Origin of the sequence: Pseudomonas sp. MWU13-2105 (assembly GCF_023242315.1) — a bacterium.
In the GTDB taxonomy this organism is placed as follows: Bacteria; Pseudomonadota; Gammaproteobacteria; order Pseudomonadales; family Pseudomonadaceae; genus Aquipseudomonas.
On sequence record NZ_JALLIY010000002.1, the window covers coordinates 19738 to 34116 of the forward strand.

General features: G+C 64.0%; 14 protein-coding genes. 11 read left to right on the forward strand and 3 right to left on the reverse strand.

Annotation, left to right across the window (positions count from 1 at the left end; all coding sequences use genetic code 11):
* Positions 1-20: 20 nt before the first annotated feature.
* Positions 21-680: a glutathione S-transferase family protein gene (locus M5B96_RS02820; RefSeq protein ID WP_248794981.1), complete on the forward strand. Its 660-nt coding sequence runs from the start codon at positions 21-23 to the stop codon at positions 678-680.
* Between the two features lie 243 nt (positions 681-923).
* Here the strand turns inward: M5B96_RS02820 and argH are convergent, their stop codons facing one another.
* A complete protein-coding gene (argH, locus tag M5B96_RS02825; protein ID WP_248794982.1) occupies positions 924-2318 on the reverse strand; it encodes an argininosuccinate lyase in 1395 nt (464 codons plus the stop codon).
* A gap of 185 nt (positions 2319-2503) precedes the next feature.
* On the opposite strand from argH, the gene M5B96_RS02830 reads away from it, so the two are divergent.
* From M5B96_RS02830 to rsd, 8 genes are all read left to right on the forward strand, one after another.
* A complete protein-coding gene (locus tag M5B96_RS02830) occupies positions 2504-3586 on the forward strand; it encodes a sensor histidine kinase (RefSeq protein WP_248794983.1) in 1083 nt (360 codons plus the stop codon).
* A complete protein-coding gene (locus M5B96_RS02835; protein WP_248794984.1) occupies positions 3583-4329 on the forward strand; it encodes a LytR/AlgR family response regulator transcription factor in 747 nt (248 codons plus the stop codon). The genes M5B96_RS02830 and M5B96_RS02835 overlap by 4 nt, the downstream gene beginning before the upstream one ends.
* 139 nt (positions 4330-4468) lie before the next feature.
* Positions 4469-5410 carry a hydroxymethylbilane synthase gene (hemC, locus tag M5B96_RS02840; protein ID WP_248794985.1) on the forward strand — a complete coding sequence of 314 codons (942 nt, stop codon included), beginning with the start codon at positions 4469-4471 and terminating at the stop codon, positions 5408-5410.
* On the forward strand, positions 5407-6174 hold the full coding sequence (locus M5B96_RS02845) for a uroporphyrinogen-III synthase (RefSeq protein WP_248794986.1): 768 nt from the start codon (positions 5407-5409) through the stop codon (positions 6172-6174). The genes hemC and M5B96_RS02845 overlap by 4 nt, the downstream gene beginning before the upstream one ends.
* A gap of 18 nt (positions 6175-6192) precedes the next feature.
* Positions 6193-7320, forward strand: a complete 1128-nt coding sequence (locus M5B96_RS02850; RefSeq protein ID WP_248794987.1) for a uroporphyrinogen-III C-methyltransferase — start codon at positions 6193-6195, stop codon at positions 7318-7320.
* Complete coding sequence (locus M5B96_RS02855) at positions 7317-8540, forward strand: heme biosynthesis HemY N-terminal domain-containing protein (protein WP_248794988.1); 1224 nt, start codon at positions 7317-7319, stop codon at positions 8538-8540. Before M5B96_RS02850 ends, M5B96_RS02855 begins: the two co-directional genes overlap by 4 nt.
* Before the next feature lie 225 nt (positions 8541-8765).
* Entirely contained in the window at positions 8766-9281 is a 516-nt protein-coding gene (locus tag M5B96_RS02860; protein WP_248794989.1) for a disulfide bond formation protein B, read from the forward strand.
* A gap of 188 nt (positions 9282-9469) precedes the next feature.
* The gene (rsd, locus tag M5B96_RS02865; protein ID WP_218224538.1) at positions 9470-9928 is read left to right on the forward strand and encodes a sigma D regulator; all 459 of its coding nucleotides are present in this window, start codon (positions 9470-9472) and stop codon (positions 9926-9928) included.
* A gap of 64 nt (positions 9929-9992) precedes the next feature.
* Here the strand turns inward: rsd and M5B96_RS02870 are convergent, their stop codons facing one another.
* Positions 9993-10658: an FKBP-type peptidyl-prolyl cis-trans isomerase gene (locus M5B96_RS02870; RefSeq protein WP_248794990.1), complete on the reverse strand. Its 666-nt coding sequence runs from the start codon at positions 10656-10658 to the stop codon at positions 9993-9995.
* A 173-nt stretch (positions 10659-10831) separates the two neighbouring features.
* On the opposite strand from M5B96_RS02870, the gene M5B96_RS02875 reads away from it, so the two are divergent.
* Positions 10832-11863 carry an AlgP family protein gene (locus M5B96_RS02875; RefSeq protein WP_248794991.1) on the forward strand — a complete coding sequence of 344 codons (1032 nt, stop codon included), beginning with the start codon at positions 10832-10834 and terminating at the stop codon, positions 11861-11863.
* Here M5B96_RS02875 and M5B96_RS02880 read toward each other — a convergent pair.
* Positions 11860-12324 (reverse strand): TIGR02444 family protein, encoded by a 465-nt coding sequence (locus M5B96_RS02880; protein WP_248794992.1) that lies wholly within the window; start codon positions 12322-12324, stop codon positions 11860-11862. The genes M5B96_RS02875 and M5B96_RS02880 overlap by 4 nt on opposite strands.
* A 50-nt stretch (positions 12325-12374) precedes the next feature.
* On the opposite strand from M5B96_RS02880, the gene M5B96_RS02885 reads away from it, so the two are divergent.
* Positions 12375-14285, forward strand: a complete 1911-nt coding sequence (locus M5B96_RS02885; RefSeq protein ID WP_248794993.1) for an ATP-binding cassette domain-containing protein — start codon at positions 12375-12377, stop codon at positions 14283-14285.
* Positions 14286-14379: the final 94 nt, after the last annotated feature.

Here is a 14379-nt window from a genome sequence, read left to right on the forward strand (position 1 = left end):
CACGGCCTGGAGGCTTTGTGATGCTCAAACTTTATGGATTCGCGGTCAGCAACTACTACAACATGGTCAAGCTGGCGCTGCTGGAAAAGGGCGTGCCCTTCGAGGAAGTGCCGTTTTATGCCGGACAGACCCCGGAAGCCCTGGCGATCAGTCCTCGTGGCAAGGTCCCGGTGCTGGGTACCGCGCAAGGGTTTATCAACGAAACCGCGGTGATCCTGCCATATATCGATGACACCCAGCCGGGGCTGAAGCTGCTGCCGGCCGATCCTTTCCAGCGTTCCCGGGTGTTGGCGCTGGCCAAGGAAATCGAGTTGTACATCGAGTTGCCGGCGCGTGCTTCGTTTGCTGAAGCCTTCTTCGGGATGCCGGTGCCGGAGGCGATCAAGGAGAAGACCAAGGCCGAATTACTGTTGGGCTTTGCCTCGCTCAAGCGTCATGGCGCGTTTGCGCCTTATGTCGCGGGCAGCGAGTTCAGCGTGGCGGATATCTATTTTCTCTACAGCGTCGACCTGGCCTGCGCGGTCGGCCAGAAGTTGTTCGGGATTGATTTCATGGCCGAGATGCCTGAGGCCAAGGCATTGCTGGAGCGCTTGCAGCAGTGGCCGAATGTGCAGCGGATTGCGGCGGACAAGGAAGCCGGGATGCCGGCGTTCCTGGCGATGGTTGCGGCCAAGAAATAAGAAATGCGCGGCGTGGAGCTGGGTACAGCGCAATACCCTTTTGAGATCGGGCACGACCCTGTGGCGAGCGGGCTTGCCCGCGCTCGGCTGCGCAGCAGTCGCAAACGCTGATATCTTGGTCTGTCTGATGTGCCAGGGTCGCAGGTTTTAGGGCTGCTTCGCCGCCCAGCGCGGGCAAGCCCGCTCGCCACAGGGTTCAGCCAGGCTTGAAATCGCTCTTGCCTGGCTTCCCTACACTACGGATCAGCGGCTGGCGAGCAGCGCCTGGCCGCGTGCAACGGCCAGCTTCACCTGCGCCGGCGCAGTCCCGCCGATATGGTTGCGGGCATTCACCGAGCCTTCCAGGGTCAGCACGGCAAACACGTCCTCATCGATCTGGTCGCTGAACTTGCGCAGTTCTTCCAGGTTCATTTCCGCCAGGTCCTTGCCGGTTTCCACGCCGTACTTCACCGCATGGCCGACGATCTCGTGGCAATCACGGAACGGCAGGCCACGGCGCACCAGGTAATCCGCCAGGTCGGTCGCGGTGGAGAAGCCGCGCAGCGCCGCTTCACGCATGATTGCGTGCTTGGGTTTGATCGCCGGGATCATGTCGGCAAACGCCCGCAACGAATCGCGCAGGGTGTCGGCGGCGTCGAACAGCGGTTCCTTGTCTTCCTGATTGTCCTTGTTGTAGGCCAACGGTTGGCCCTTCATCAAGGTCAGCAGGCCCATCAGGGCGCCGAACACCCGGCCGGTCTTGCCGCGTACCAGCTCCGGCACGTCCGGGTTCTTCTTCTGGGGCATGATCGAACTGCCGGTGCAGAAGCGGTCTGGCAGGTCGATGAACTGGAACTGCGCGCTGGTCCACAGCACCAACTCTTCGGAGAAGCGCGACAGGTGCATCATCGCGATGCTGGCCGCCGAGCAGAACTCGATGGCGAAGTCACGATCCGAGACGTTGTCCAGGGAGTTGCCGCCGACCGCGTCGAAACCCAGCAACTGGGCTGTGTATTCGCGGTCGATCGGGTAGGTGGTGCCGGCCAGCGCGGCGCTGCCCAGGGGCATGCGATTGGTGCGCTTGCGGCAGTCGACCAGGCGCTCGTAGTCGCGGCTGAGCATTTCGAACCAGGCCAGCATGTGGTGCCCGAAGGTCACCGGCTGGGCGGTCTGCAGATGCGTGAAACCGGGCATGATGCTGCCGGCTTCGCGCTCGGCCTGTTCCAGCAGGCCTTTTTGCAGGCGGGTGATTTCAGCCAGGATCAGGTCGATCTCGTCGCGCAGCCACAGGCGGATATCGGTGGCCACCTGGTCGTTGCGGCTGCGCCCGGTGTGCAGTTTCTTGCCGGTGACGCCGATACGGTCGGTCAGGCGCGCTTCGATGTTCATGTGCACGTCTTCCAGGTCCACGCGCCAGTCGAAGTTGCCGGCCTCGATTTCGCCCTGGATGGTGGTCAGGCCCGCGATGATGCTGTCGCGTTCGGCATCGGTCAGTACGCCGACCTTGGCCAGCATCGTGGCGTGGGCGATGGAGCCCATGATGTCGTGGCGATAGAGGCGCTGGTCGAACGTGACGGAGGCGGTGAAACGTGCGACGAAGGCGTCGACGGGTTCACTGAAGCGGCCGCCCCAGGACTGATTGGTCTTGTCGGTGCTCATGGATTCGCTCGTGATCTGCTGAAAGTGGGTTGCCGGAAAAGTCGTCGCCGATCATAACAGGGTTGCGCCAATGCTCGTCAGCCGGCCAGCGTGCACAGGGCTGATTTGCGCCAGCGGCGGATTATATTTTGACCGAATCTGTCGGACCGCTTGTCGTCGCGGGCGCGGGCGCAGAGACTGGGCCCATGCCTATTTCACGATCGAACGAAGGGCGTGATGCGCCCGCGACCCAGGAATTCTTCCTCCCGGAACTCTGCCTGCCCGAGGCGCTGCTGGTGCTGGTGGTGCTGGCCGAGTTGCTGGTGATGGTGCTGGTGCTGGCCGAACCGATGCCAGTCGGTTTCGACTGGGTGCGCTTGGCACTGACCTCCTTGTACGTGCAGTGGATCGTGCTGCTGTCGGCGGCGTTGCTCTGCGGCGCGCGGGCTTGGCTGGCGCGGTTGCGCCCGGGGCTGGCCGGGGCGTTGTGCTGTGCCCTGGTGGTCGGGTTGAGCCTGGCCTGCACCGGTCTCACCGAGTATTTCGCCCTGGCCGGTCCGACCTCGGCCGAGGGCGCGCTGGGGCACTATCTGCGCCATGGCTTGATCAGCCTCATCATGTCGGCGCTGATGTTGCGCTACTTTTACTTGCAGAGTCAGTGGCGTCGTCAACAGCAGGCGGAGTTGCAGGCGCGCATCGAAGCCTTGCAGGCGCGGATCCGCCCGCACTTCCTGTTCAACAGCCTGAACAGCATCGCCAGCCTGGTGGCGACCCATCCACAACAGGCCGAGCAGGCCGTGCTGGATCTGTCCGACCTGTTTCGTGCCAGCCTGGCCAAACCCGGCAACCTGGTGACCTGGCGTGACGAGCTGGAATTAGCGCAACGATATTTGTCGATTGAGCAATATCGTCTTGGCAACCGTCTACAGTTGGACTGGAGGGTGGGCACAATTCCAGAGGATTTGCCGATCCCGCAATTAACCTTGCAACCACTGTTGGAAAACGCTCTGATCTACGGCATCGCACCGCGCATCGAAGGCGGCGTGGTCAGGGTCGAAGCCGACTACAAAGAGGGAGAGTTCATATTGTGTATCAGCAATCCCTACGACGATGCCGCACCACGGCAGGTGTCGAGCGGTACTCAATTGGCACTGGCAAATATCGGTGCCCGACTTACGGCACTTTTCGGGCCTCGCGCTAGTCTTAGCGTGGATCGCCGTGACGGTCGTCACTTCACCTGTCTACGCTATCCTTGTGCGAGACTCACGCAGGAATCCAGTGCAATATGAATGTCCTGATCGTTGATGACGAACCCCTGGCCCGCGAGCGTCTGAGCCGTTTGGTCGGCGAACTCGAGGGTTACAGTGTCCTGGAGCCCAGCGCCACCAATGGCGAAGAGGCATTGTCCCTGATCGATAGCCTCAGGCCCGATGTGGTCCTGCTCGATATCCGCATGCCAGGCCTCGACGGCCTGCAAGTGGCGGCACGGCTGTGCGAGCGCGAGGCCCCGCCCGCCGTGGTGTTCTGCACCGCCCATGACGAGTTTGCCCTGGAGGCTTTCCAGGTCAGTGCCGTGGGTTACCTGGTCAAGCCGGTGCGCGCCGAGCATTTGCTCGAAGCGCTGAAGAAGGCCGAGCGTCCCAATCGCGTGCAACTGGCGGCCCTGACGCGGCCCGCCGCCGAATCCGGTAGCGGTCCGCGCACCCACATCAGCGCCCGTACCCGCAAGGGTATCGAGCTGATTCCGTTGGACCAGGTGATCTACTTCATCGCCGACCACAAGTACGTGACCTTGCGCCACGAGGGTGGCGAAGTGTTGCTGGACGAGCCGTTGAAGGCCCTGGAAGACGAGTTCGGCGACCGCTTTGTGCGTATTCATCGCAACGCCCTGGTGGCCCGTGAACGCATCGAGCGCCTGCAACGGACGCCGTTGGGGCACTTCCAGCTGTTCCTCAAGGGCCTGGGCGGCGACGCGCTGATCGTCAGCCGACGCCATGTCGCTGGCGTGCGCAAGATGATGCAACAGCTTTAATCCGTGCCTTGCGCGGCGCGCAAGGTACCGTCCACCCGGTAATTCCAGGCCAGGGAGGCCGCTTATTGGCTGATACAAGTCAAAGCGGGCCGGGCCGAGCTGTTATTATCTGCCGTATCTATTCAGTACGGATCGATCCATGTCTTCTCGCGAAATCCGCATCGCTACCCGTAAAAGCGCGCTGGCCCTGTGGCAGGCCGAATACGTCAAGGCCCGCCTGGAACAGGCTCATCCCGGTTTGTCGGTGGTCCTGGTCCCCATGGTCAGTCGTGGCGACAAGCTGCTGGACTCGCCGCTGTCGAAAATCGGCGGCAAGGGGCTGTTCGTCAAGGAACTGGAAACCGCGCTGCTTGAGCACGAGGCCGACATCGCCGTGCATTCGATGAAGGACGTGCCGATGGATTTCCCCGTGGGGCTCGGCCTGTTCTGCATCTGCGAGCGCGAAGACCCGCGCGACGCCTTCGTTTCCAACACCTTCGCCAGTCTTGACGAACTGCCGGCCGGCAGCGTGGTCGGCACTTCGAGCCTACGTCGCCAGGCGCAATTGCTGACCCGTCGGCCCGACCTGCAGATCCGCTTCCTGCGCGGCAACGTCAATACCCGCCTGGCCAAGCTGGACGCCGGCGAGTACGACGCCATCATCCTCGCCGCGGCGGGCTTGATCCGCCTCGGCTTTGAAGATCGCATCACTTCCGCCATCAGTGTCGAAGACAGCCTGCCGGCCGGCGGCCAGGGCGCGGTGGGCATCGAGTGCCGCAGCGCTGACGCTGAGATCCATGCGCTGTTGGCGCCACTGCACCATGCCGATACCGCCGTGCGGGTCACCGCCGAGCGGGCCTTGAACAAGCATCTGAATGGCGGTTGCCAGGTGCCGATTGCCTGTTACGCGGTGCTGGAAGGCGAGCAGGTCTGGCTGCGAGGCCTGGTCGGCGATCCCAAGGGCGGGCTGTTGCTCAGCGCCGATGCCCGGGCGCCGCGAGGCGATGCCCAGGTCCTCGGCGTACAGGTCGCGCAAGCGCTGCTGGCCCAGGGCGCGGATGCGATTCTCCAGGCGGTCTACGGCGAGGCCGGCGAAGAGTGAGCGGTTGGCGCCTGTTGTTGACCCGGCCGGCGTCCGAGTCGGCGGAGCTGGCGAGCACCTTGGCCGCTGCCGGGATTTTCAGCAGCAGCCTGCCGTTGCTGGACATCGAAGCCTTGCCCCTCGATGGGGCCGGGCGGGCGATGATCTACGACCTGGCCCACTATAATGCGGTGATCGTGGTCAGCAAGCCGGCGGCGCGCCTGGCGGTCGAGCTGGTGGACCAGTACTGGCCGCAGCCGCCGTTGCTGCAGTGGTTCACGGTGGGCGCGGCGACCGCGCGGATCCTCGCCGATTACGGTCTTGAGGTTGATTATCCCGCCGAGGGCGACGACAGTGAGGCCTTGCTCGCCTTGCCGGCGTTGCAGCAGGCGCTGGCGCACCCCGAGCCGCGGGTATTGATCCTGCGTGGCGAGGGCGGGCGCGAGCTGCTGGCCGAGCGTTTGCTCAGCCAGGGTGCTAGTGTCGACTACCTTGAGTTGTACCGTCGGCTGCTGCCCGAGTACGCCGAGGGTATCCTGGCCCAGCGTGTCGCGGCGGAACGCCTGAACGCCCTGGTGGTCAGCAGTGGGCAGGGTTTTCAACACCTGCTGCGGTTGGCGGCGACGGCCTGGCCGGAACTGGCGCGCCTGCCGTTGTTTGTTCCAAGCCCGCGGGTGGCCGAGATGGCGCGCGCCGCAGGGGCCCAACATGTGGTGGATTGTCGTGGTGCCAGCGCCACGGCTTTGCTAGCGGCGTTGCGGGAGCATCCCGTACCCGCTCTCTAGAATGCAAAGGATGGACACGTGAGCGAAACAGCCTTGCCCAAAGAACAAGCCCAACCGGTGGGCGATACCCCGGTTCAACCGCCGGTGACGCCCGTGGCGCGCCGTGGCAATGGCCTGGCGCTCCTCGCCTTGTTGCTCGGCGCCGCCGGCGCGGCGGCGGGTGGCTGGGGTGTCTGGCAGGTGCGCAACCTGCAAGCCAACCATCAACAGCAGACCGGGCAGTTGCAGGACCTGGGCAGCCAGGCGCAGTCCCTCAAATTGAGCGAACAGCAGTTGGCCGCGCGCCTGGATCAGCTGCCGGGTGCCGGCGAGCTGGAGGAACGCCGGCGCCTGGTGACGCAACTGCAGGGCGATCAGCAGCGCCTCAGCCAGCGCGTGGAGAGCGTGCTGGGTGCCAGCCGCAAGGACTGGCGCCTGGCCGAGGCCGAGCACTTGCTGCGCCTGGCCAGTCTGCGCTTGTCGGCCTTGCAGGACATCAGCAGCGCCCTGGCCCTGGTGCAGGGCGCCGACGATATCCTGCGCGAACAGAACGACCCGGGCTCCTTTGCCGCCCGCGAGCAGGTGGCCAGGAGCCTGGCGGCGCTGCGTAGCACCGAGCAGCCGGATCGTACCGGCCTGTTCCTGCAACTGGGCGCCTTGCGTGACCAGCTGACCCAGCTCAACGAGCTGGCGCCGGAGTACAAGGATCGCGGCGACTCCTTGCTCGGTCTGACCGTCGACGGCGATGGCGCCAGCCGTTGGGCTGTGTGGTGGGATGAGATTTCGCGTTATGTGCGCATCGACTTCAATGCCAACAAGAACATCCGGCCGTTACTGGCCGGGCAGAGCCTGGCGCAGGTCCGCCTGGCCCTCGGCCTGGCCCTGGAGCAAGCCCAGTGGGCCGCCTTGAACGGTCAGGCCGGAGTCTACAGCCAGGCGTTGACCGAGGCCCGCGACGTGCTGACCGGCAGCTTCAACCCGGACAACCCGCAGAGCAAGATCATGATCGAGCGCCTGGCCGAGCTGAGCAAACAGCCGGTGACCGTGGTCACGCCGGACCTGGCCGGGACCCTGGCGGCGGTGCAGGCCTATCTCGAGCGGCGGCATGTAGAGATCGAGACCCCGGTCAGCCCGAGCGCGACCCCGGTCGAGGGGACCAGCCCATGAAGCGTTTCTTCCTGATCCTGTTGCTGGTCGCCGCCATTGCGGCGGGCCTCGGCTATGCGATCTCGCGGCACGCGGGCTACGTCCTGATCGCCTATGACAGCTTCCGTTACGAATCGAGCCTGTGGGCGTTCCTGGCCGTGTTGCTGCTGGCATGGCTGCTGCTGTGGCTGGTGAAATTCCTCGTCGGGTTGGTGACCACCTCCGGTTCCGTGGCCAATCCCTGGTCCCGGCGCAATCGCAGTCGGCGCACCCAGGTGGCCATCGAACAGGGCCAGATGGACCTCGCCGAGGGCCGCTGGGCCAGTGCCCAGCGCCATTTGCAACGGGCCGCCGAAGCCGAGCGCCAGCCGCTGTTGTACTACCTCGGCGCGGCGCGGGCGGCCAACGAACAAGGCAAGTACGAGGAGTGCGACAGCCTGCTGGAACGCGCCCTCGACCGCCAGCCCCAGGCCGAGCTGGCGATTGCCCTCAGTCACGCGCAATTGCAAGTCGACCGTGGTGACAGCGACGGGGCGTTGAATACCCTGCAAGCCATGCATGAGCGTCATCCCCACAGCATCCAGGTCCTGCGTCAGTTGCAACGCCTGTATCAGCAGCGCGGCGACTGGTCGGCGCTGATCCGCCTGTTGCCGGAATTGCGCAAGGACAGGGTGCTGGCCAAGGCCGAGTTGGCCGAGCTGGAGCGCCGTGCCTGGGGTGAGAACCTGAGCCTGGCGGCCCAGCGCGAAGAGGGCGAAGCGGGCCTGCAGGCGCTGGAGCGGGCCTGGCAACAATTGAGCTCGGCGCAGCGCCAGGAGCCGCCATTGGTGCTGGCCTATGCCGAGCAACTGCGCCAGCTGGGCGCCGACGCCCAGGCCGAAGCAGCGCTGCGCGAGGCGTTGAAGCGCCAGTACGACAGCCATCTGGCGCGGTTGTACGGCTTGTTGCGTGGTCGTGACCCGGTCCGGCAGTTGCAGACCGCGGAAGGTTGGTTGAAAGACCATCCGGAGGATGCCGGCCTGTTGCTGACACTGGGACGCCTGAGCCTGCAGAACAGTCTGTGGGGCAAGGCCCGCGACTACCTGGAAAGCAGCCTGCGGGTGCAGCGCCATCCTGAAGCCTGTGCGGAGCTGGCGCGTTTGCTCGCCCAACTGGGTGATGCCGAGCGCAGCAACCAGCTGTTCCAGGAAGGCCTGGGCCTTTTGGACAAGCGTTTGCTGGCCTCGCCGCTGCCGGTGTAAAAAGTCCTGGGCGACGGGGTGCGGCTGCAAGCATCCCGTCTTTGCGTATCAGGATGCTTCCCTTGCCCTGATGAAGTCTGATTCCTACTGTTGGATTAATGGTTTCATAGGATGTCTGTCGGTAATTCCTTACAGGCTTAAGGAATTGTCTGCTCTGGCTCGCCTTGAAAGGGCCAAGGGCTTTCCTCTACCGTAACTGCCTGTCTCTCCTGTTACGGATAAGCCATGTTCTTGGCCCGCTCACGTTCTCTGTTCTCCCTGGCCTTGTTGACAGGTGCCCTGGTCATGGGGGCGTCGCTGTACCTGGAGCGTGTGACCGGGCTGGAGCCTTGCTCGCTGTGCATCGTCCAGCGATTTTTTCTCGCGGGGTTCTGTCTGGTCAGCCTGACGGCGATGTTGCACGGTCCGGGTCGCATCGGGCGCTGGATCTATGGCGGCCTGAGTCTGTTGCTGGCCCTGGCCGGTGCCGCCACGGCGGCGCGGCAGGTCTTGCTGCAGCGAGTACCGGCCGAGCAGCTGATGATCTGCCAGCCCGACCTGCATTGCCTGATCCAGCAGGTGCCGCCCCTCGAGGCGTTCAAACTGATGTTCCGGGCCACGGCCGAGTGCGCGCAGATCCAGTGGACCCTCTTCGACCTGAGCATTCCCGAGTGGAGCCTGCTGGCGTTCGTGGGCATGAGCCTGTTGATGATCTATCAGTTGGCGGGGCCGGATTCGGTCGCTGGCGGGACGCAGAAGTAACCGGCAGTCGTGCTCCGGATTAAACACTTGTATGAACTTTCTCTCCTGCGTACCTTGAAGCAGGTGTCGAGCGGGCATAATCTGGCCCGCATCGCGTTATCGCAATCAGCTTGTTCTGTTTGGCCAAGTCAGGAGCCTCGATGTGCTCGGGGTATCGGTCGGCATGACCCAGAAGGGAAGAGATCACCATGCTCGAAAGTTGTCGGAATGCTCAGGAACGCTGGGGTGGAGTGCATCTGCTGATTGATCGCTGGCTGAAGGAGCGTCACGAGCTCGTACGGGCCTACGACGCCCTCGGTGCCGAGCCGGGTACCCTGGCGCAGAATCCCAAGCCCTTGCAGGAATTCTGCGGTCTGCTGGTGGATTACGTATCGGCTGGCCACTTCGAAATCTACGAGCAGCTGACCGGCGAGGCCAAGGCCTTTGGCGACAAGCGCGGCTTGGAGCTGGCCGAGACGATCTATCCGCGTATCGATGTCATTACCGAGAAGCTGCTGGCCTTCAACGACCTGTGCGACGAAGGCCAGTGCGTGGCGCATAAATTCCAGGAGCTGGGTGGCCTGCTTCACGAGCGCTTCGAACTGGAAGACTGCCTGATCGAGGTGCTGCATACGGCGCACAAGGAAAAGGCCGAAGCCCAGGCCTGATGCTGGTCGCTACACATGCAAACGGTGCGCTCAGGCGCACCGTTTTTCGTTATGGCGGCGACTCTCAGCCGGCCACGCCGAGCAGCTCGATTTCGAACACCAGGGGTGTGTAGGGGGCGATCAGGTCGCCGGCACCGTCCGCGCCATACGCCTGCGCCGAGGGCAGCACCAAGCGCCATTTCGCACCCACCGGCATCTCTGGCAAGGCCGTGCGCCAGCCATTGATCACACTGTCCAGGCGAAACCACTGCGGCTGGCGGTTCTGATCGAACACCGTACCGTTGGGCAAGCGTCCGACATAGCGCACCTGGACCTTGCCGTTGGCCGCGACTTTTTCTCCGCTGCCCGGGGTCAGTTCGGTCATCAGGATACCATCGGCCAATTCGTGGACACCGGGCTTGGTCTTTTCTTCAGCGAGGAATTTTCGCTCAGCTTCTAGCGCAATTTCGCTCTGTGGTTTGTCTGTGTCCTGAGCGACCTGGGCATCATGCGCGATGAGAATCTGTTGGATGCGTTCGTCGGTCAAAGCCAGCGGCTTGCCCTGGTAGGCCTGCTTCAAACCGTCGAGCAGGGCCTTGATCTGCAGGTCCGGGGCATCCTGGCGCAGACGCTCGCCGAGACTGGCGCCGAGGCTGTAGGCAAGGTCGTGAGCGTCGTCGTTCACGACCTCCGGCGCGGCTTGCGCAAGCGGCCAGAACACACACAGTGACAGCAGAAAATAACGCGGCATAAACACTCTCCGACCTCAGGTGCAAGGGATTATGCCAGTGCTCCGGATGGGTTGCTGAAGAAGCATTTTTCAGCGCATGCAACGCAGGCCCTTCGATACTGTCAACATGCCCTAGCGGCGGTAGTCCCAGAGGGCTAGTATGAGCCGCATTCACGTCAGTCAGGAGGTACACCATGTCGGCCACCAAGAAGCCCGTAAATACTCCGTTGCATTTGCTCCAACAGTTGTCGGGCAGCCTGCTCGAACATCTGGAAACTGCTTGCACCCAAGCCTTGGCTGATGCTGAAAAACTGCTCGCCAAACTGGAAAAACAACGCGGTAAAGCTCAGGAAAAACTGCACAAGGCGCGCACCAAATTGCAGGACGCCGCCACTGCCGGAAAAGCCAAGGCACAAGCCAAGGCCAAGAGCGCGGTCGGTGAACTCGAAGAGTTGCTGGACAAGCTGAAAGCCAGCCAGTCGGACACCCGTGGCTACATCCTGCAACTCAAGCGCGATGCCCAGGAAAGCCTGAAACTGGCCCAGGGTGTTGGTCGTGTGAAAGAGGCCGTCACCAAGGCGCTGTCGACTCGCGCCGCCAAACCTGTCGCTGCTAAACCCGCTGCCGCCAAACCTGCCGCTGCCAAACCTGCTGCCGCGAAGCCCGCTGCCAAACCTGCTGCTAAACCGGCGGCTGCAAAATCCGCTGCTGCCAAGCCTGCCGCAAAAGTTGCTGCTGCCAAACCGGTTGCCGCCAAGCCAGCTGTCAAACCTGCCGCTGCAAAATCCGCTGCCGCCAAGCCTGCTGCCGCTAAGCCAGCCGCCAAACCTGTCGCTGCTAAACCCGCTGCCGCCAAACCTGCCGCAAAAGTTGCCGCTGCCAAGCCGGCTGCCGCGAAGCCCGCTGCTGCCAAAGCTGCTGCCGCCAAGCCAGCCGCGAAACCTGTAGCTGCCAAAGCTGCTGCCGCCAAGCCAGCCGCGAAACCTGTAGCTGCCAAAGCTGCTGCCGCCAAGCCAGCCGCGAAACCTGTTGTTGCCAAAGCTGCCGCCGCCAAGCCCGCTGCCAAGCCAGCCGCCGCAAAACCAGCAGCGGTAAAACCTGCCGTGAGCGCAGCCAAGCCGGCAGCGCCTGCCCAGATCGCGCCAGCTGCTGCGCCAACGGCTCCGGCTGCTCCGACCGCGCCAGCTGCCGTAGCACCTGCCGTAACCCCGAGCAGCGCTTCCTAAGCCTGGCTCACCGCGACGCGCAGCTGCCGCAGCGCGTCGCTATTGAGCCGTGCGGCCTGGCGGGTGACAGCCTCCAGCCACGCGTCGAGATCTTCCGCCCCGACCTCTGGCCAATCCCGCGCCAGCGCTTCCAGGCGCTGCAATAGCTGTTGTTCGGCGGCCAGTTCCAATGCCTTGACCTGATCCCTCAGTACCTTCAACTCGACGTCCTCCGCGGCCGCCGTGCGCCATTGCGTGCGTAACTGTCGCAGTGGTTGCACCACCTGCTCGTGCCAGGGCTCGGCGAGTGCCTGTAATTGCCGCGCGCGTCCGGCCTCGCAGCCTACCCCGCGCTGGCCCAGCCAGGCCGCGCAGAGCAGCAGGCAGACATTCGCCCCCTGCGCCTGCAGCGCCAGGCAGGTCTGTTCCACGCCGGGCTTGGCGTAAGTGTTCAGGGAAAACGTCCACAGGTCAGCATGCATGGTGAGATCCGCGCCAGTTGCGAGGGAAGCTGGTAGACTCCGCCGCCATTATGATTCGACTTCAGAACCTGACTTTACAGCGTGGCCCGCAACGTCTGCTAGAAGACGCCGAGCTGACCCTGCACGCCGGCCACAAAGCCGGCCTGATCGGTGCCAACGGCGCCGGCAAATCCAGCCTGTTCGCCCTGTTGCGGGGCGAGCTGCACCCGGACTCGGGTGATTGCTTCCTGCCGGCCGATTGGCGTATCGCCCACATGCGCCAGGAGGTCGATACCCTCGAACGCCTGGCGGTCGACTACGTGCTCGATGGCGACGTGCGCCTGCGCCAGGTGCAACACGACCTGGCGGCGGCCGAAGCGGCCCATGACGGTGCCGCCCAGGCCCGCCTGCACGCCGAGCTCGACAGCGCCGACGGCTACACCGCCGATGCCCGCGCGCGCAAGCTGCTGGCTGGGCTGGGCTTCACCAACGACCAGATGGACCATCAGGTCTCGGCGTTCTCCGGTGGCTGGCGGATGCGCCTGAACCTGGCGCAGGCGCTGATGTGCCCGTCGGACCTGTTGCTGCTCGACGAACCGACCAACCACCTGGACCTCGACGCGATCATCTGGCTGGAAGACTGGCTCAAGAGTTACCCCGGTACCTTGCTGCTGATCTCCCACGACCGTGACTTCCTCGACGAAGTGGTCGATCACGTGGCCCATGTCGACCAGCGCAAGATCACCCTCTACCGCGGTGGCTACACGGCCTTCGAGCGCGCCCGTGCCGAGCGCCTGGCCCAGCAGCAGCAGGCCTACGAGAAGCAGCAGGCGCAGCGTGCGCACATGGAAAGCTACATCGCCCGCTTCAAGGCCCAGGCCACCAAGGCCCGCCAGGCGCAGAGCCGGATCAAGGCCCTGGAGCGGATGGAAGAGCTGTCCGCGGCCCACGTCGATTCGCCGTTCGACTTTGTGTTCCGCGAGTCGCAGAAGATCTCCAGCCCCTTGCTCGACCTGTCGGACGCGCGCCTGGGTTATGGCGACAAGACCGTCCTGGAGAAGGTCAAGCTGCAACTGACCCCGGGTGCCCGGATCGGCCTGCTCGGCCCCAACGGCGCGGGCAAGTCGACGCTGATCAAGAACCTCGCCGGCGAGCTGTCGCCACTGGCGGGACGCATGACCCGCGGTGAAAACACCGTGGTCGGCTACTTTGCCCAGCACCAGCTCGACTCGCTGGATTCCAAGGCCAGTCCGTTGCTGCACCTGCAACGCCTGGCGCCGACCGAACGCGAGCAGACCCTGCGTGACTTCCTCGGTGGTTTCGACTTCCGCGGCGCGCGCATCGACGAGCCGGTGCTGAACTTCTCCGGTGGTGAAAAAGCCCGCCTGGCACTGGCCCTGATTGCCTGGGAGCGGCCGAACCTGTTGCTGCTCGACGAACCGACCAACCACCTCGACCTGGAAATGCGCCTGGCGCTGACCATGGCCTTGCAGGAGTTCAGCGGTGCGGTGCTGGTGGTCTCTCACGACCGTCATCTGCTCAAGAGCACCACCGATAATTTCTACCTGGTGGCTGACGGCAAGGTCGAAGAGTTCGATGGCGATCTGGAAGACTATGCGCGTTGGCTGATCGAATATCGCCAGCGCAATGCCCCGGTGAGCAATACGCCGGTCAATCTCGACAAGACCGACAAGAAGGCCCAGCGTCAGCAGGCCGCCGCGTTGCGTCAGCAACTGGCCCCGCACAAGCGTCAAGCCGACAAGCTCGAAGCCGAATTGGGCAAGCTGCACGAGCGGCTGGCGAAGATCGAGGCGAGCCTGGGTGACAGTGCAATCTACGAAGCCGGTCGCAAGGATGAACTGCGTGATCTACTGGCCGAGCAGGCCAAGTTGAAAGTGCGCGAGTCTGAGCTGGAAGAAGCCTGGATGGAAGCCCTGGAGCTGCTGGAAAGCATGCAGGCGGAGCTGGAAGCGCTGTCCTGACGCGCCCAGCGACCTTAAGTCTGGTCGAAATTTGTGGCGAGCGGGCTTGCCCGCGCTGGGGCGCGAAGCGGCCCTAAAACAGGTGACCGCGCTC